Origin of the sequence: Salinibaculum salinum (assembly GCF_037645885.1) — an archaeon.
In the GTDB taxonomy this organism is placed as follows: Archaea; Halobacteriota; Halobacteria; order Halobacteriales; family Haloarculaceae; genus Salinibaculum; species Salinibaculum salinum.
Map to the genome: position 1 here is coordinate 160,476 of NZ_JBBENW010000005.1, position 18,785 is coordinate 179,260.

Consider the following 18,785-nt stretch of genomic DNA (forward strand, 5'->3'; position numbering starts at 1 on the left):
AACGATAACGAGGTCGATGAAGCGTCAGGCCCGGAGATGATGGCTCCGTCGTTCGGAGCGTCGGACAGTTTCTGGAACAATATCAACGCGAGTGATCAAGCCGATCATCGATTTCCCGAAAAAGACACTCGGAGTGAGTCTCCCTCTGGTCGGAGCACTGACGGTGAGAATCTGCCGATCCGAAAGGTGTGAACTCCAGGCGTGCCGATGATCACTTGATTGAATATGGAATTACGAGAGAGGAGGGGGGGTTTTCTGCGGGCGGTAGTGAAAGCGATGAACGGTGAATTGCAGGGGTACAATTTGACCGAATCAATCCGTGAGATTAAATCTGTTCGAAACCGACGAAGACAGTTAGTACGTTCACGCGTGTTCTATAGGGATCAGCGTAAGAGTTCATATTCTCCTGTAACAGATTACAGATCGATTGAAATTGGCGTGAAAGATATAGAAGATAGATGCAGCAAGGCCGTTTAAACCTATCATCGACTAAGGAATTCAACAAAGCCGGATTTCCGAGACTTCACAGGTTAAATGGATAGCTGTTCAGCCAGTTCTACTGCGAATTGATAGGTCTGGGAAGCGAGGCCGATCACGAACTCGTATCCGCCGAAGCCGCCGAACAACGCCAGAAATACCAAAATCACCGTCAGCCACTTCACCGTGTTGTTGATCTGGATGTTCGTCGCCGACGACTGGTACGACAACAGCCGGTTCAAGCTGGTCGCGGTCACCGAGTACCGGTCAAACAGGCCTTCGTAGTTCTCCTCAACCAGTTCCATCTCGTCGATGATATCGTCCAGAATGGTTGTGAACACGCCTTGGGCTTCTTCCGTATCGTCGATCCTCCGTATATCCGAGATCGGGATCTCGCCGTGGTCCCGCTGCTTGAACCAGTCGGTCAGGTATTCGAAATAGTTCTCCGCGATCTGCTGGTGGAACAGGACCCGCGAGTACGTCTCTGTGAAATCCAGGTCGGCATCGATCAGGTGCTCCATGTCGTCCTGGATGTCATCGATACTGCCGCCGGCATCGATCCGTGATAGTGAGAGTTCTCGGACGGACTCGTTCAAATCCCAGAACTCCAACTGCTTGCCCTTGAACCAGTTGAAGAGGTAAAGCAGCGGGAGGAACCGCACTAGAAAGTCCGAACTCAGGGAAAGCGCCGATGGCGGGGTCCGCTTGTTCTCATCCAGAACCAGCTGGTCGGAAATCTCGATCATGGTATAGGAGCTATGGTGCGTCATGTTATCTGGCGACATCTTGCTTCCCGAACCGACAACACAGACCACATTGGCAGCCTGCGGGATTACCGACTTCGTGGATAATGGATCGATATCCAGCATCTCGAAAAACCCGCGTCGGCCGAAGTGCGAGGCGTACGAACGATAGAGTCGCTGATAATCCGTGACGTCGGGGGAGCCCGTCAGGGCTTCGTTGACGCTCAACCCTAATTTGAGCGTGGACAGCGTTATTGGTGTGTTCCTCCCGGCGAGCCGTACCGGGTCATCGTGACTAGAAACGAGGCCGAGAGAGAACCCATCGAAGATGTCGCTCCATGCCTTGCGGATCGCGTTACGGGCCGATGCCAGACTCGCATCTTTGTCCGCGGTCCAGATGGCATCAAAGTAGTCCGTGGTCAGCTTGCCGGAGAGGATGACGTGGTAACCGAGTGGGACGGAGTTGAACTGAATCACCGTCAGGTTGAAGGAGTCGAACTCACCCCGATCCTTTTCTATTTCGCCCCATTCTTGCGAGGTGAGCGGGAGTGTACTCGTTCCTCCTGTCGTCATCTCCTCCGGCGTCTCGTCCACCTCGTATAGGTCCATCAGGTAGGCGTCCAGCTGGTCCTTGTTTTGGACGCCGACGAAGTCGATCGCCAGCATCACCGCTGGCCCTTCGAAAAGCATCTTGACCTCGCCGGCCTCTGTAAGGGAGTAGGTTGGCGGGTTCTCGTCGCCAGGTTGGATGCGGTCTCGATTGATCAGTTCCTCAAACGCGGTTTCGATGATATCACGATCATCTCCGCGATTCTCATTGATCGCGGTTATGATGTCTTCCTTCTCCTGCGGGTCGCCATCAAGCCGACCGAGGATATACGCCTGAATTCGCTCAATATCGTCCATAGCAGCCAGTGACCTGTTATTGTAAAAACGGTTGTACTATGGACACGAAAGAGTACCGTCACAGAATCGGAATAGAATTTAAACCTAGAATAGCGCTGTTCCCAGAGTGGATATATTTGTATAAAAAACCTGTCTTTTCACAGACTGTCAGTAGGGATGATAGACTCACAGTACGACTATTGAACTAGTTCTTCTGTTTCGGCAGTATCGAAAGCGTTCAAATAATACATCCAACCCCATCACGTACCAATATTAGTAGTTTTATATATTATATATGTACTTTTTTGGAAGCCGAAAGCTGAGGACTAGGTTATATACGTTCATAGATAGTTACATCATATATGGAGGATATCCGTGTATCTGGACCTGATGACGAGGTTCAACGTTGGAAAGATGAAGCAGAGGAGTTGGGGATCCCACAGTCTCGATATGGAAGAGAACGAATTCGGGCTGGTAACATGCTTTGGGAGACAGGTGAGTTCCAGGCGGATCGCCTAACACAGTTGCTTGGGGATGACGGCACCACCGGTGAGTCAGCTACACCTGCATCTTCACAGACTACAATCGAAGATAGTCTTAGAGAAAAGGTCCTCCGTGAGTTGCCGGTGAAGGGTGCCCGTGACGCTGTTGAGCTCTCAGATCTCCGCCAGCTGGTCTTCGGGACTAAAGAAGAACAACGAGAAGCGATCTTAGATTCATTAGAGGAATTGAATAAGCAGGGAAAGGCAGAGCGTACGGTGAAGGGAGGTTTTGTTCAAACTAAAGATGAATAAGAGTAACACACAAGAAGAGCAACCAGATAGCCCAGCCCGTCGGGAGCGTAAGCAGGAAACAGAGAGGACATGGAAAGAACATCCGATTAGGGAATACCACAAAAGTCAGGATTTGACCAAAAACCATGCTTCAAGAGAGGAAATGGTACTTGGCCGATTCGAGAAATTCCTAGCTAAATCTGAGTCAGTTCCAGATGTTGTTTCCGGTGTACGGGATGTTGTCGAAACAGACATCAGGAAGTTTGTCAATGAAGATCTTGACAATGATCCACAGCTTGGCGACCGTACCATCATCGATTACCTCGATATACTTTCAAAGTTCTACACTACATTAGTAGATAATAACGCGATTGGAACTAACCCCGTGGACAGTACGCTCTCCGAAGAGCGTGAGAACCGGGACTGGGATTCCCCCGATCGCCCGTTTATCTCTTTCACCCAGATGAAGACATTTCTCAAATGGCTTGACACTCCATTTGCGCGCGCGTTCCATCTCACCGGATTGAAAACTGCTAGCAGAGCGGGAGAAACGATCAATACCGACCTTCGGTGCTGCCATATTGATCACCCCGTCTTCTGGAATCTTGTAGAAAAATATGATGTGACGCTGGACCCTCGTGTTCGTGATAAGCCAGATTCTATCCTGATTTATGAGGAGTTCAACGCTGATGATGAAATTCCAGATGGGGATACTCCTGGTCCTGAGAAGAATGGAGAAACACGAAAAACAGGGAACAAACGGAAAGAAGAAAGTGGGTCAGTGATCCCCATCGACAGCGAACTCAAAACAGCGCTTATTGAGTATCTCCTTGTGCGACCGGAAACGACTGAACGACAGGTACAGCCACTATTCACCAATAAAAAGCAGGAAGAAGGAGGATCAAGCCCTGGACGATTAGGATCTGATGCAATGAGAGTCCGCTTGTTTTGGAGCGAAAATACAGACAGTGTGAAGATATACGGAGAGGATCGCGCTCTAAGTGAGTGTCCCAACTGTGGCGGGTTTGTTGTGGAGTGGAACCCTGTTGAAGCTGAGAAGACAGGGCGAGTATTCGAATGTGAAGACTGCGGGTCACAACACCGTAGACCGGTTCTGTGGGATCATGGGCTTAGTACCGAACAGAAATTCACCTTCCATGTCGTACGACATTTCTTCTCAGATGCTCACAGAGCAGGATCGTCAGAACTCCATAATGGAGAGCTCTTAGACAGGGTCCGACAATATCGAATCCGAGGAGATCGCAACAGCGGTGATGCGGACAGTGAAACTTACCAACATAAAGAAAATCAAGACTGGGAGAGAGATGTTCGAGAACCGTACTTAGATGCTGTATATAAATTTGGAGTTTATGACAAGGTAATCTCTGCTGTCGGAGAGACATAGTGTTACTTTTAGCGGCCATCAATTGCCCGTCCTCTACGACCTATAACACTTTCACCCTGGGTGGCCTTGTATCCCGGATTGAAAGCCACTTTCCACTAAGAAGTTGTTATTGATGGGCATGGACAGTCTATCCATCATTATGCTATATTAGGGTTCATATCTAGGGACACAAACAAATTTAAAAGTTTGCCTTATGGGCCCTTCAACCACTTTCACTCCGGTTTGCAGAAATTTATATTCATACGTTGACTACTATTCAACATGGGTAATCTTGCACCAGTCGCATTCGATATTGAAACCTCTGGCTTAGATAACCAGGCTGTAGTAACTGTTGCAGGGTTCTCACACCAACTGACCAATTGGATTGTACTAAATACGGGGGATCGTCACGCCTCCACTGACTCCCTCACAGAAGCACTCAATCAATGTACAGATAATCAAACTGAACTCACTGTAGTAGCGAGCGAAGAGAAGCTACTTCGAACTCTTGGTGACTTCGCTGATAATCGGATTGACGGCGATATCCATTATCTCACAGCCTACAATGGGGAAACTTGGAATGGGGGATTTGATCTTCCATTTCTCCGATCCGCCTGTATTCGAAATGATACCCAGTGGCCATTCGGTGACATTGCCTACGCAGACACAATGGAGGCTACAAGCCGGTTTGCCACAAACAACGGTAATGACTTGGTCGGCATCTACAATACACTCATTGGTGACGACACTTGTGATCCATTTACAGACAGTGAAGAAGCGGTCACAGCGTTCGAAGACGGAGACTGGCTACCGCTTCTGAAACACAATCTATCTGATATCGAGCGGACGCGGGAACTTGCTGAACTGGCGGGACGGTTCGTTCCAAGTTCCGATTTTTCAATGAAAAATCTTGCGCCGCCAGAGGTTCGATAATCTATGTTCACCGCCATACACAGACCATCTGACCAATTAATTTCTGGACTGGATGTTATGGACCCGCAGTCATTATTCTCAGATACAGACACCTACCGTTGCTTGCTCTGTAATGACGAAGTAGAATTTAACCGGAGGGCAGACCAGCATGAACTCTTCACTCACAGTAGTGGGAAGAATGATTGTTTCGGTCGTCCACAGAATTCTGATGTACATCAAGTCGGGTGTGAGCAAGCAATAAAAATGGCTTGTACTCAATTGGGTTACAATCGAGAAGCTGTTGATATCGAATTAGAAATCACAGGAGGAGGTACGACAAGAGTAGACGTACTAATTGAGGAGCCAGAACCAGTCGTTATTGAACTGTTCCATTTGAGTAGAGTGTGCGGATTGCACCGGAGACTCAAAGTGATTTTAAATAATGACTATGCTTGTCATATTATTTGTGTGGAGCCGGGAAAACATCGGCCAGCACACAAACCCGAAGATTTTGATGAGAGTCTGCAGGAGTATGGTCCGATCGAAGTAGGACGCTTCGTTCCTGAATTCAATCAACTCTCTTTCGGAACCAGAATAACAGCGGATATGGTCGATTTGAAACTACCGAGTTGTGTGGACAGCCCTGGCTACATTTTGTGATCGTAGTTGTGCATGCGGTGTGTTCATATTAGACCCTCTTGAAGTGATCGTAGACACGCTCCGTTGTTTGGATAGAGCGGTGTCTGAGACGGTTGCGAACATCATATAGAGTGTTCCCGTTATTCTCATGGAGCATTCGGTAAGCAACGCTGTGACGCAAGGAGTGTGGCGTTACATCACTTGGGTCCCCACGACTGCCATCTAGCCTAAATGGTCGAACACCAGCGGTCTCAGCAGCGGCGTGGAGCATATATCGGACACCTTGTTCGGTGATCCGATTCGACTTCCTAGATGGGAAAAGCGAGTCCGTTTCTTTCCATCGTGAGGCCAAGTAGGAGTTCAACGTTCGTGTGGTGCCACTATTCAAGTCCATCGTCACAGCACTGGGAGAGTTCTCAGTCGGGTAGTCCTTCTGAATATGTGCTGGTAGGTAGAGAGCAGTGTTGTTGTCGCGGAGCATACCGACGTCAAGCTGGACGAGTTCACCGACGCGTAACCCGCTGTCGTATAGTAGTCCGATGATCGCATCGTTTCGTTGCTGAAGGTAGGATGCGAACGAGTTGTCGTAGCACGCGTTCCGAAGTGAATCTACTTGGGCGGGCTCTAACCACACCTTCGCACGAATGTTGGAATTTGTTTTTGGAGACATAGGCTGCTTGGCTGCTTATAAGCGAGGTATCGTCCAGACCACTTGAATGTGGGAGTTTGCTAATAGACTCCTACATTCAGAGAGTGTGCGAGCATTGAAGTAGGTGGGGTTACGTCGACAAACTGCCGGTCGCTCAGATATGGGCTAGCCGGTTCCCCAAGAGAGAGTGATTCCTCGGTGTGGTGGCCGAGGCTCACCCGCGCAAAACCCGACGGTGGTGCGTCGGGTTTTCCGGGCCGCAGTGGTGTGCTGCCGTTCATCTCTACAAACACCCGAAATGAAGTCTTTGGGGTGTAGGAAGATAAGACGGAACAGGAGTTTCTGTAGCTAAGGATTATACAGAAGGGCAGAGCTGGAAAGGGAATTCGTAGTGGCGAGATGATTAAGATCCCCTCGTATCAGTGTTTAGAGGTTGTGTAGATACTCAAGGGGTCCGTAGTGGATATCTCCCTTCGACGGCGGGGCAGTCCCACCGGAGGTCACAGTCGGCACAAGTCTCCTCTGTCGGTGCCTCCTCCGGATCTGGAGCGGGCCACGACTCCATGCGCCGACTGTCCTCGATATTGTTGACTGTGTTACTGAATATCTCGATTGCACGGTCAATTTTATCCCGGGTGAATGAAATCTCGACCATGGCGTCTTCGGGATTTCTCTCGCCAAGGAAGTACAGTACTGCGCGGGAGGGCAAGTCGCCGTTTTTCAGTTCGAATAACCCCGCGTATACCTGCATCTGGAACCGATAGTTCTGCATGTCTTGGCTGTCCTCCGGTGGAACTTGAGACGCTTTGTAATCCCAAATCTCCCAGTCACTGGGATTATCGTCGTCAACAGCAGACCGTGTTAGCACGTCTACAGTGCCCTGCAGAACGAAATCCTCGTGTTGGCGCTTGAGTTGGTGCTCAGTGTCCTTCACGGCAGGATACAACTCATCGCCCATCTGGCTGTTAAACCGTTTTATGTACTCAAGCGCTTTCTCTTCAGCCTTCTCGCTCATCGGGTAGATTCCCCGAGAGACCAGCGACTCGCTTACCTGTTCAAAGTACTCTTCGACAGTTCCCTCGTCTGGAACCACACCCGCCTCCTTGCCTTCGATCTGTCCCTTGTATTGCTGGTGAATCCGATCCAGCGTCCGGTGTACCACCTGACCGAAGTAGAGCTGTCCCGACCCAGCTGGCGAGAAGCCGAAGTCCGTGAAATGTCCGTACTGTCTGGCGCACCGTCGGTACGAGAGGATATCTCCGGTCACGCTGTAGCGACGGCGTGGCCCGTCGTCGGCCTCGAAATCACGGTCTATTGTCCGGTAGCGGTCGAAATCAGCTTCTTCCCCGATTTCTGCGTCGTTCGCGTCAAACCACTCTGTATGGAGTGGTTCGCCGGTTGTATCGTGGCCAAGCGCGATCTGTTCGACCTCACTCCCCGAGGCATCCGTGACCGTTTGGAGAAGCTAGAAAAAGAGGGCACCCTCGAATCGAAAAAAGTTGGGGCAAGAGCAATCGTCTGGTGGGATCCTGAGCACACTACGACCTCTGGAAAAGACTGATCCGATCCTGTATGTCCCTGCTGCCAGGCCAGAGGTTTATCCGAGCGTGTTGGTTTTAACGTATTTGTGTTGATCAGCTGTCGATCACTGAACAACAGGCAGCACGCTACGGAGAATACATGGTACAAAGAACTAGCCACGTAGACACGATAGAAACAGATGACACACACACAAGAAAGACACTGCCTGCGGGCTCTACCGAGATGGGCATAAAATTGCAGCGCGATTCCATGCCGTCCTTGTAGCTGCACGTGACGCATTGGATGGTGAAGTAGAGATTGTCGCCGGCGGCTGCAACGGGTGTACCACCTACGACATCGATACTGGTGCGTACATCTACTACGTCGCACAGTCGCATGCCATTGACCGACTCGCAGTCGGCTACGGAACTGCCGGTGATGCTGCTGCTACGAAATTAGAGATCGCCCGTGAATTAGTTGCCGCAGCTGAACGACTGGACGTTGACATCGGATGGACCGGCAGCACAGACAAGAAAATCTTTCTTGGCGACGAGGATGCTTACGACAAAGAATCTTGGCTGGAAGCATAGCTTCTCACAGGCCACAGTTGCTGTGGCTTAGAGGATTTCCTTACTTCGAATTCGGGCGTGCCATAGAATTCATCGCATAGGTAGAGCACAGTTATTGGTCTGAAGCAGGTCGGAGGTCTCTCCATCGCAGGTGTTCGATTGTGCTCTCATCAATCTCGACGGCAAACAGATGCGAGTCGCGTGAATCCCCTGTCTCTTTGCCAGCGTCATCCTCGATTATTTCGACGATAGTACCGTGTTTTCGATGGAGTCGCTCGTGATCGGGATCGTCCGTATCGGGAATATCGATCCGAACCCGATCCCCTACCTCAAATCGTCTCATTGGTCTATTTTTCTGCTGCTCTGCTGTGACAGTTACGACTGGTAGCGAAAACGAACAGGGGTCGGTGACTCATCCTACGACAGGCTACGAATTTGTCTAACCAGTGAAAAATCATGTAGTTCGGAACATCATCTCCTGCATTGAAATCAATCTGATCACGAGAAAAGAGATCACCGAGAATCATTTCCCTCGTGTGGGGATCGAATCGCCCGACGTTAAGGGAAGAAATCCTTCGCATATACCTATTAATTAGGTGAGGGTCATGCACCCCACCACTATGGAAGATTAAGAACGTGCGATAATCGTTAGCAGACAGCGTGGAAATACGGCGCTTGAGGGCGAGATCGCCAGCCCGGTAGAAGATCTCCGCCGAAATCTGAATAGGACTTGTCACCCGAACGTCCGTAATGACGAAATTCGATGGAGTTCCCACCCGCCGTTCGACATCGATGTCGATTTGGACCGAGTCGCCAAAGACCTCCGAAAGGCGGTTTGAGATCGTTTCAACAGCAATCTCTACACAAAATCGATGCTCATCAGATGCTCCATCAGAATTGAAACAGTCTGGCGACGCATGACGGAAATAATCAAGGGGATGTTCCGGTGAGGGGTTAAAATCGACTCCTTCACCACATACCGGGCAAGTTAGAGTCGATTGGACGACGGATTGAGTCCTGATTTGCGAACCTCTGAGAACGTACCGGAAGGTATCATCTTTTGCGATGAACATGAGTTGGTTTGTCTTGCTGCAGGTTTCCAGTATTTACAAGCCCGTATCGCTTACAGACTTCTTCCTTGATCCCTTGTCCCTGCTCTTACTTGTTCAATCGGTAATTGAGCCAAGATTCGGCCGATACCGTCTTGTCGGACTATCTCTCTTCTTCGGAGTCCTCATTGTTACAACAGTCTCTACCGGAATCAGACACAATCTCATCCAACCAATAGGATATTACCGACAAGACAGCACCGAACGCATCGCGTCTCCCTTCACGATAGTCGATCAAATCTGGTGAAGATTCAGTCGGCGATGAACTAGGAAATCCCCGAATTAGCTTCTGAACTGCTCGCAGTGTCTCAGGATCCAGATTATCATCAACGGGATCAATACTCTCGCTGTCTTCATCATCTGTCATAACAGGTCGTGGCTTCTCTTGCCAGTACGCGAATTCTGGATTGCGACCCACTTCATCAATCACCGATTGGTATCAAGGTCCGAGTCTCCGCAACAGCTATAGAAAGTTGTTGACTGAATCTGTCTGAGACAGTCCAGCATACACAGTCCTATTTAAGGACCGCGTTACTCAATGGTACATAACTTATGAGTACATCGGCTGATTCGCCGTCTGAGCTAACGAGAGAGGAGTTACGACGTTTTGCTGAGGCGAAAAAAGATATCATCGAAAATAATCCAAACATGAACGAGGAGGAGACAAAGACTGCTATCATTACGGACTTTGTGAATCTTCTCGGGTGGGAAATCCCACAGGACGGCAACATGGAGTATCAGTTCGGTGACCACAACACGAATGTCGTCGATTATGCATTCCTGCCCGCGGGTACATCGAAACTGTTCGTTGAGGCAAAACCACAGGGAACCGCCCTTCAGGAGAAGCATCAGAACCAACTTAAGGAATACCTCTTGTTGGACAACGTCGATTTGGGAATCCTGACCAACGGTGAGGTGTATGAACTCTACCGCAGATTTGTGAATGAAGATGGGGACGTTGAGACACAACTAATTGATCGAATTACTCTTTCCGAGTTCCCGGAATACGCGGCTCTCATCAATATCTTCTCCAAGTCCCAAGTGACCGATGAAACCTACGTCGAACGCCTGAAACGCATCAACAATATTCGACGGGCGCAAGAGGCACTCGAAGAAAACCACGAGCAGATATCCAACGACATTGTGAATCTTGTCACGGATTCTGTTGGGGAAATTGCAGAGCAGCCTACCAAGGACAGCATTGCAGAATTCCTCGACTCAGTGGATGAAAGGCTGGCGGAAATGACGCCAACCGGTCCTCCTGACGGCGATACCGACCCATACGACGTGATTGAACAGGAAACCGGAGTCGAATTCAGGAACGGTGATGTCCATTTTGTCGCTGATGTCAGTGCCCGCGATCATCTTCGAGATGTTATCCAGGTGTTGTTCGGGAATGGCCACCTCACCGTTGATGACCTACCGATCCCGGCTGGTCCAACCCGACACATCCTCAATTCCGAACCAACGAACAGGGAAGGAGAAGAGATGGCGAATGGGGAAGAGGTAGTGGACGGTGTCTTCGCTGAACTGAATGCCAGCAAAGAGACGCTCAAGCAGTTCACCGAGACGATCGTTGCGACAGCTGATGACGCACGTGATTTGCAGGATTCCATCTCAACAACAGAGGATCCTGTGAATACCGGAAGTCGTGAAGTTTCTATTGAGATGTTGGATGGTGATACTGTCGTGGATGGGGAAACGGGTGACCCACTATTCCCTGTCACAGATTGGAACTCGATCTCGGGTGAGGATTCGACTAAAGTTGGCGTGTATGCGAGTGATTTCGACAGAGGTCTGCCCTTCATTGCCGAGCACAACGCATGGGGCTTCGTTAATATCGCATCTGAACCCGAGTACTTCTGCATCTACGTGAACCGTCCCTATCAGCAAATCCAGCTCATCGGCGTCGTCAAGGACATCATCAGTAAAAACGAATTCATCGAAGGACGAGACCTTGACCGTGACACTGAGGAGATTGATGACTCAAAGAAGGTCATCGAATTTTCCGACGTATATCAACTCGAAAAGCCGATCCCGATTGGTGAGGCCTCATCAAGAATGCAAGGATTGCTGTATACGACGTTTGGAGAATTGAGAACAGCCGAAACGACAGACGATCTTTGATTAGATAAGGATCCGTTATGAGAGCCCGGTTCTACAGATCAAAGTGGGAAACCATCCAGGTGTCTCTATTTCTTGGACAAACCAGAGCTTGTCTTCTTGATCAAGAGGACAGCATACCGCTGTGGGGGCATTTAGCGAAAATGCTTCTTGATGTACTCATCCGAATCCCTTGAGCTAAGCTGTTTGGTAGAGTCACCGTCCCTGATATAGAATTCATCACCGTCGGTATGGATAGGCTCGTCACTTGGCTCCACTTCGATTAAGCAGACTGAGTTTGTTCCGATCGTTTCAAGACTCAGAGTCGTCCTCTGCGATGCGAATGTTTCTCCGAGATGTTGCTTGATTGTATTTTCGAGCTGCTGCTGAAAGCCCTCTTCGTCTGTCGTAACCGCTTTGAAATCTTGTTCGATCCCTTCGATCTGTCCGTCTTCGCTCACTCCAATAACTACGTGGCCCCCCGCCGTGTTCGCAAATGCTGCGACGTGGTGAGCGATCCGTTTTTTTGCAGCGTCATCCGATTCGGTATCCGGTAAAAGCCGATCCTCGAATTCAACGGTCTTGCTTCTCCCGCCTTCGATGAGATTTTTCGTGTCCTCCTTGGACGAGTTAAGGAATTGGCTGAACAGCCAACTCTGGAACACCTCCGCAAACTCATCGTCGTTCGTAGCTTTGTTGAAGAATTTCGTGTTCTGGTCAATCATATCCAACATCTCCTGCCTCGTTACGTTCCTGAACTTCGTCTCAGCCTTCTCCGCACTATTTTTCTCAACGGTCTCTCGGAGGGCGGAATTCTCCTCTAAACGTTGCTTGAGGTGTCTGATGAACGCTTTATCCTGTTCGTCCACCTCATATCCAAACTGCTTATTCAACATCTCGACGATATTCTCCAAAGGCGATTTTTCATCTTCCGTTCCACCCGATCCGATCTTCGGTTTATGTGTCGGGCCCAACTCCCCATTCGATTCGTCTAGAGAACGGTCTTCTTCCGAAGCGACCTCTTTGATACGGTACTGGTCAAGATCGACGTACTGCTTTACCTCGTTAGGCATCTTGCCCCGCTCGATCGGCAACTTTCTGAAAAGGACTCTTGAGAACTGGTAGAGTTTATGGAGTTCTTCGTCTCGGAAATCGACAACTTTGACCAAGAACGAGTACAGTTGTATGAATTTCTTGAGCTTCCTCCGGAACTCATCTTGCTCCTCTTCGGAAGTCGTGATGTATCGATCTTTCACCGGATCAAGCACGGCGCTTAGTTCGTCTTGGTCGGCATCATCATCATACCAAAGCTCAATGAAGTCCTCAACCTCGCTATCCTTGAACAATCTAAAGTCTCGAAGCTCTTCCTCCAGATCATACACGAGCCGCGGATCCGTCCCTTCCTTTACCCGCGTCTTGGCGTAGAAGTCCTCGAAAGCGTCTTGAATGTCCTTAGGGTCGTTTTTGAAATCCACCACCATCGTTCCGTCCTTATCGGGATGCTGGCGATTGAGACGAGAAAGTGTCTGCACAGCCCGTACGCCACCCAACTTCTTATCAACATACATCGTGTGAAGAAGGGGTTGATCGAAGCCGGTCTGGAACTTATTGGCGACGATGATTATCCTCGAATCGTCGTTCTCGAACCGATCCTCTACTTTGGTATCAAGATTCTTGTTCACCTTCTTCTCGGTCAACTTCTCCCCTTCATAAGTGAAATCTGAGAAGGCTGCCAACGCCTCAAACTCATAATCGTTTTCGGAGAGATACTCGTCGAACGCCCGTTTGTATTTCACGACCTGTTCTCTGGACCCGGTGACCACCATCGCTTTTGCCTTTCCATCGATCCTGTGCATTACCTCGGCGACGAAGTGTTCCACAATGATTTCCGTCTTCTTCGAAATCACTAGCTCGTGGCTATCTACGAACGCTTTCAGAAGCCGCTTCGCTTTCGACTCCTCGAACTCGGGATTGCCCTCAATATTCTTTAGCAGATTGAAGTAATCCTGGTACGTCGTATAGTTCTGGAGGACATCTAGGATGAATCCCTCTTCGATGGCCTGCCGCATACTGTACAGACTGAACGGCTCATAACTCCCGTCGTCCTGAAGCTCCCCGAACATCTCAAGGGTTTTCTCTTTGGGAGTGGCGGTGAACGCGAAAGAACTGACGTTAGACAGAACACCCCTGCCCTCCATATCTTGGGCGAGACGATCCTGCGTGTCTAGTTCCTCATCGGCTTCGTCGTCACTAGATCCCTCCTTCGACAATGCCCTCGTCTGACTGTCTTTGAGTTCGCCGGTCTGAGACGAATGTGCTTCATCAATCAGCACGGCGAAATTCCTGTCAGAAAGGTCCTGCATTTCACCAACAATATAGTCGAATTTGTGTATCGTCGTGACGATGATCTTCTCGCCACTTTCGAGGGCTTCCTTCAACTGCTGTGAGTTGTCTTCAACGTTCGCCACGACACCTCTCACTTGCGAGAATTGTTTTAGATGGTGCTGTAACTGATCGTCGAGAACCCGCCGATCAGAGATCACGATAACCGAATCAAAGATCGGCTGGTTCTGGTCGTTGTGGAGCTCCGCTAACTGGTGTCCGAGCCACGAGATAGTGAAGGTCTTTCCGCTACCTGCGCTGTGTTGGATAAGGTACCGCTCCCCTGCGCCATTATCCTCAGCATCAACAGTGCACCTTCTCACAGCTTGGAGTTGATGATAGCGGGGAAAAACGAGGAACTCGTCGTCTTTGAGGTTCCCTTGATCGTCGCGTTCTCGGAACTCTGTGATGAAGTTCTGTACGATGTCAAGGACGCTGTCGGGACTAAGTAGATACTTCCAGAAGTAGCTCGTTCGATATCCTGAAGGATTCGGCGGATTGCCTGCTCCGAGGTCGTGACCCTTGTTGAACGGGAGGAAATCGGTGTCTTGGCCGTCCAGTTCGGTCGTCATATACACCTCCTCCGGGTCAACAGCGAAGTGCGCCAGACACCGTCCGGGACTGAAGAGTTTGTCACGTGAATCCCTGTCAGTCTTGTACTGCTTCTTCGCGTCGGTCACGTCCTGACCAGTGTATTCGCCCTTCAGTTCGGCTGTGAAGATTGGGATCCCATTCAGGAAGACCGCTAAGTCTACCTCTAGATTCGAATCCGGTTTGTATCGGAGTCTCGGGATCACCGAGAAAATATTCTTTTGGTAGTTCTCAACCGCCTCTGTATTCCGGTCAGTCGCTGGTTCGAAGAATGCAAGTTGTTCGAACCGCGCACCGCTAAGTCTCAGCCCGTTTCTGAGTACGTCGATAGCGCCGTTTTTCTTAATTTGCCTGTCTAGTGTGTCGAGAAACTTCTCCTCGGCGTTCCCTCCCTGGAACTGCTCTAGCTTCGTCCACTCATCAGCCTGCGTCGCTTTGACAAATTCGAGGACATCCTCAGGTATTAAGCACCAGTCCCTATCGAAATGATGGTTCTCGCGTTTGCGGTATCCACCGGGGCTGAACCGTTCGTATAGCGGCTCCAGTTCACCCTCTTCCCACTCCGTGTCTTCGGAGGTCAGATCCCGGACGATGATTTTCTCGAACTCACTCTCCCCTAGTTGCCCGGACATTAGACCTCACCTCGGACATCAATTTGACCGGTGACAGCTGCGGTGATGAGCGCAGTCCTGTACTCTTCGAGATGCTCTATACCCTCCTGTATTTTTTCTTCTAATACGTTTATATCTTCGAGACGCGGAGACAGCCAATCCAAGATCTCTCTTTGCTCCTCAAGATCTGGTTTCGGAAATACGAGTTCCTGAACATCTCCTACATTAAAATGCGCCATAGTTGCACCTGTTGTTCCGGCCTCAACTTGACTCTTTGAGGCCTCCGAGTTCATCAAGAGTGACAAGAACTCCGGAATATATCCATCTGGTTGTCTTATAATAACTAAATTTATGCAATTTGCCCCATCCAGTTCTTCTGGAATAACAGCAGTGGTGCCAGGATCTCCACGACGAACAGAGACAAGATCTCCAGCGTGGACTTGGGAACCTTTTAGCTCATTATTGTATTCTTCAGAAATGCGAACGAAATCATCATCAACAATTTTGTTTGGCTCAATATTGACTGCCCTCAAGGCAGGAACACCGTCATCAACATAGTACTGAGACGGTTTTTGTACAATTCCCACTGTGATGTTTTGTGAAGAAAACTTCAAAGGGGCCAAATCCCACGATTCAGGAATCTCTCCAACGCCAGGGATATCTGAGTCCTTTGTTTCTTTAACCTCATCCAGACCTTTGGTTATTTTATTTGTAATTAAAGAATTCCTTTTTTCATCAAGTAACTCAAGCAAGGTTTTTTTATGCTCTACTAATTTGTCAACTCTCTCAGTCTCCTCATCAAGAAATTCTGCTATTGCCTTCTGTTCCTCATCAGGCGGAATTATCAGACGGATATTCTTTAATATATTTGGATTTACATGAGGTATGCCCATCCCCACCGTATTGTGTTGCAGATAGTCCTCTAAGACTTTTAGTTCGTAGTACAAGAAACTGGAATCGTTTTCTTCCCGCTGAAATAATTTCGCCATCGTAGAAGATACTGCGCCTTCTTTCGCCTGTACGAACTCACCAGCTTTGGATCCGTCCCACAAGAGAAGTATATCTTCGCTGTCAGCAAGGACTAAATCATCGGTGTTTTTCGCATAGGAAGGGCTAGACTCCTGCCCCCTTAGGTATTCCATTGAGAGGTATGGAATGTCAAATTTCTCTGTCTTTTCACTATTCACCTCTTTTGGTTTAGCACCTTTTGTATAGCCGAGTTGTGACCGAAATCGTTTCGCCTCCCAATGTGCCGGAATGCGGTTTATCCATTCTTCATCAAATTCCTTGAATTCGGAATACTCGTCATAGCCTAACTTCTGATCAGATTCGTAGTCATCAAGCGTTGTGACCTCTGAATCTGCCATTACTCGGCCACCTCCTGAATCATATCAACGATCTGTTCCTCAACTTCCTCAATTTCCTTCTCAATTTCGTTGAGCGGACGAGGTGGTTCGTACTCGTAGAAGTAACGATTGAAGTTTATTTCATAGCCTATCTTCCCTAGACCTCCATCCTGCGGATCGGTCATGTCCTCGTTGATCCAAGCATTAGGCTGATATGGTTGAACCTCTTCCTCGAAGTAGTCCCGAACATCCTTCTCAAGTGGCACGTACTCGTATTCAGTCAGGTCCGTATCTCTCTCTGGATTACCCTTGCTGTCTCTGACAATCTCTGCGTCCGGATCCTTCCGGCCGAGGGCGTTGAAGATGTTTCCGCGAACCGATTTCTTGAGATCGAGTCCCGCATCTTCGATAGCCTCGTTGAGCTTCTCTTCAAATTCTTCTTTGTCCTTGTATAGCGTGTCTTCCATCCCCCGCAGCATCTCGATGATCGCCTCCTGCTTGGCCTCACCCTCCTCGCTACCGGAGAGATTTCCGAAGGCTCTCTCGTCCCTAATCTGCTCGATCCGGTCTTCCGACGCTCTGAAATTCTTTCGTAGTGGACGCTCAATTCTGACTTTCCTATAGCCGAATTCACTCACGTCGTGGATTTGGGAGTTCTCGGAGTCTTCGTAAGCAGAGTAAATTCCGAGTATTCGTTTGATCTGTTTATCACTAAGCTCCTTCCGCTTGTCCCCTTTGTTATCGTCCATCAACGTCCAGAACTCCTCGCCGGATGCGTCGATCAGCTGGATTTCGCCATCGCGTTCTTCAGGCTTGTCGTTTGACAGCACCCAAACGTAGGTCGTGATCTTCGTGTTGTAGAAGAGTTCCTCAGGCATTCTGATGAGAGCCTCCAGCCAGTCATTCTCCAATATCCACCTCCGAATGCTACACTCGTTCTTGCTGTCCGAAACGTTCGGATCACCGGTGAAGAGAGGGGATGCGTTGGAAATGAAGGCGATTCTGCTTCCACCCTCCTTCTGCTCTTGCCTCTTGGAAAGCATCGTCTGGAGGAAGAGCAGTTGCCCGTCTGTTGTTGAGGGGAGCCCCGCTCCGAATCTGCCTCCCCATCCCTTTTCATATTCTTTCTCCACAGCTTCTTTGTCGCTTTTCCAGTCCTTCCCGTACGGTGGATTGGCCAGCATGTAATCGAACTGCTTGTCGGGGAAGGCGTCGCTAGACAGGGTGCTGCCGTCCTCGATGTTGTTGGCTGCAGTGGCGTCTTCCCCCTTGATGAACATATCCGACTTGGCGATGGCGTGCGTTTGGGGGTTCACTTCTTGGCCGTACAGCCAAACTTCGACGTCGTCGTTGATATCCTGAATGCGGTCTTCCGTTTCAGTCAGCATCCCGCCGGATCCACAGCAGGGATCATATACCTGGAGGATCTGATTCTCTTCAAAGTCGTCTTTGTCTGGCTCGATCGCCAGTTCAGCCATCAGATCCACGACTTCTCGGGGTGTGAAGTGTTCACCGGGGTTCTCGTCAAGGGACTCGTTGAACCGCCGAATGAGTTCCTCGAAGATATTCCCCATTGTCTGGTTGTCCACCCGCTCGGGGTGAAGGTCAACTTCCGGTTGGGTAAACCGCTTTACGACTTTGTAAAGGAGATCGTGCTTTGCGAGCTCGTCGATAGTGGTCTCGAACCCGAAATTATCGAGAACCTCCTGCATTTCGGGGGAGAATGACCGCATGTACTCCTTGAGGTTCCGTTCAATGTCGCTTGGTTCATCAAGAAGCGTCTCCAGAGTGTATTCCGAATAGTTGTAGAAAGGTGCATCTGCGGCGTCTTTGAGAACTTCTTGGAGCGCCTCTTCGTTGAGTTGGTCGTTGTATTGCTCGTAGGCCTCTCTCACGTCGTCATTTGTGGGTTCGAGAACACAATCCAGGCGTCGGAGTACTAGGAACGGGAGGATCACTTCCTCGTAATCTCCTCGTTTGAATTTGTCTCGGATTAGGTTGGCAGTCCCCCATACAAAATTTGAAATTTCGTCGAACTCAGACATAGCGAATACATTTACCCCCGAGGTATAAATTAGACAGGGTACAGAC

Annotated in this window: 14 protein-coding genes; 7 read left to right on the top strand and 7 right to left on the bottom strand. The window is 49.5% G+C overall.

The window, feature by feature from the left end; genetic code table 11:
- Window positions 1-530: 530 nt before the first annotated feature.
- Window positions 531-2,126: a hypothetical protein gene (locus tag WDJ60_RS06810; RefSeq protein ID WP_340099389.1), complete on the bottom strand. Its 1,596-nt coding sequence runs from the start codon at window positions 2,124-2,126 to the stop codon at window positions 531-533.
- Between the two features lie 341 nt (window positions 2,127-2,467).
- Between WDJ60_RS06810 and WDJ60_RS06815 the strand changes: the two genes are divergently transcribed.
- The 4 genes from WDJ60_RS06815 to WDJ60_RS06830 all read left to right on the top strand — a co-directional run bounded on the left by WDJ60_RS06815 (window position 2,468) and on the right by WDJ60_RS06830 (window position 5,834).
- Window positions 2,468-2,899, top strand: a complete 432-nt coding sequence (locus WDJ60_RS06815; RefSeq protein WP_340099391.1) for a hypothetical protein — start codon at window positions 2,468-2,470, stop codon at window positions 2,897-2,899.
- On the top strand, window positions 2,892-4,283 hold the full coding sequence (locus tag WDJ60_RS06820) for a hypothetical protein (protein WP_340099393.1): 1,392 nt from the start codon (window positions 2,892-2,894) through the stop codon (window positions 4,281-4,283). The genes WDJ60_RS06815 and WDJ60_RS06820 overlap by 8 nt, the downstream gene beginning before the upstream one ends.
- Window positions 4,284-4,544: 261 nt before the next feature.
- The gene (locus WDJ60_RS06825; protein WP_340099395.1) at window positions 4,545-5,195 is read left to right on the top strand and encodes a hypothetical protein; all 651 of its coding nucleotides are present in this window, start codon (window positions 4,545-4,547) and stop codon (window positions 5,193-5,195) included.
- 3 nt (window positions 5,196-5,198) lie between these two features.
- The gene (locus WDJ60_RS06830) at window positions 5,199-5,834 is read left to right on the top strand and encodes a hypothetical protein (protein WP_340099397.1); all 636 of its coding nucleotides are present in this window, start codon (window positions 5,199-5,201) and stop codon (window positions 5,832-5,834) included.
- Window positions 5,835-5,862: 28 nt separating this feature from the next.
- Here the strand turns inward: WDJ60_RS06830 and WDJ60_RS06835 are convergent, their stop codons facing one another.
- Both WDJ60_RS06835 and WDJ60_RS06840 read right to left on the bottom strand, forming a co-directional pair.
- Window positions 5,863-6,483, bottom strand: coding sequence for a tyrosine-type recombinase/integrase (locus WDJ60_RS06835; protein WP_340099399.1), 621 nt, complete (start codon window positions 6,481-6,483; stop codon window positions 5,863-5,865).
- A 424-nt stretch (window positions 6,484-6,907) separates the two neighbouring features.
- Window positions 6,908-7,729, bottom strand: coding sequence for a PD-(D/E)XK nuclease family protein (locus WDJ60_RS06840; RefSeq protein WP_340099402.1), 822 nt, complete (start codon window positions 7,727-7,729; stop codon window positions 6,908-6,910).
- A 114-nt stretch (window positions 7,730-7,843) separates the two neighbouring features.
- On the opposite strand from WDJ60_RS06840, the gene WDJ60_RS06845 reads away from it, so the two are divergent.
- Window positions 7,844-8,023: a hypothetical protein gene (locus WDJ60_RS06845; RefSeq protein WP_340099404.1), complete on the top strand. Its 180-nt coding sequence runs from the start codon at window positions 7,844-7,846 to the stop codon at window positions 8,021-8,023.
- 259 nt (window positions 8,024-8,282) lie between these two features.
- On the top strand, window positions 8,283-8,573 hold the full coding sequence (locus WDJ60_RS06850; protein WP_340099406.1) for a hypothetical protein: 291 nt from the start codon (window positions 8,283-8,285) through the stop codon (window positions 8,571-8,573).
- A 91-nt stretch (window positions 8,574-8,664) separates the two neighbouring features.
- On the opposite strand, the gene WDJ60_RS06855 is transcribed toward WDJ60_RS06850, so the two are convergent.
- Window positions 8,665-8,895 (bottom strand): DUF8139 family protein, encoded by a 231-nt coding sequence (locus WDJ60_RS06855; RefSeq protein WP_340099408.1) that lies wholly within the window; start codon window positions 8,893-8,895, stop codon window positions 8,665-8,667.
- Window positions 8,896-10,309: 1,414 nt separating this feature from the next.
- Between WDJ60_RS06855 and WDJ60_RS06860 the strand changes: the two genes are divergently transcribed.
- The gene (locus tag WDJ60_RS06860) at window positions 10,310-11,788 is read left to right on the top strand and encodes a hypothetical protein (RefSeq protein WP_340099410.1); all 1,479 of its coding nucleotides are present in this window, start codon (window positions 10,310-10,312) and stop codon (window positions 11,786-11,788) included.
- 131 nt (window positions 11,789-11,919) lie between these two features.
- Here WDJ60_RS06860 and WDJ60_RS06865 read toward each other — a convergent pair whose 3' ends face one another.
- Genes WDJ60_RS06865 through WDJ60_RS06875 form a run of 3 tightly spaced genes read right to left on the bottom strand, consistent with a single transcriptional unit; the run spans window position 11,920 to window position 18,739 of the window.
- The gene (locus WDJ60_RS06865) at window positions 11,920-15,369 is read right to left on the bottom strand and encodes an RNA-binding domain-containing protein (RefSeq protein WP_340099412.1); all 3,450 of its coding nucleotides are present in this window, start codon (window positions 15,367-15,369) and stop codon (window positions 11,920-11,922) included.
- Window positions 15,369-16,715: a restriction endonuclease subunit S gene (locus tag WDJ60_RS06870; protein WP_340099414.1), complete on the bottom strand. Its 1,347-nt coding sequence runs from the start codon at window positions 16,713-16,715 to the stop codon at window positions 15,369-15,371. Before WDJ60_RS06870 ends, WDJ60_RS06865 begins: the two co-directional genes overlap by 1 nt.
- Window positions 16,715-18,739, bottom strand: coding sequence for a type I restriction-modification system subunit M (locus WDJ60_RS06875; RefSeq protein WP_340099416.1), 2,025 nt, complete (start codon window positions 18,737-18,739; stop codon window positions 16,715-16,717). The genes WDJ60_RS06870 and WDJ60_RS06875 overlap by 1 nt, the downstream gene beginning before the upstream one ends.
- Window positions 18,740-18,785 lie beyond the last annotated feature (46 nt).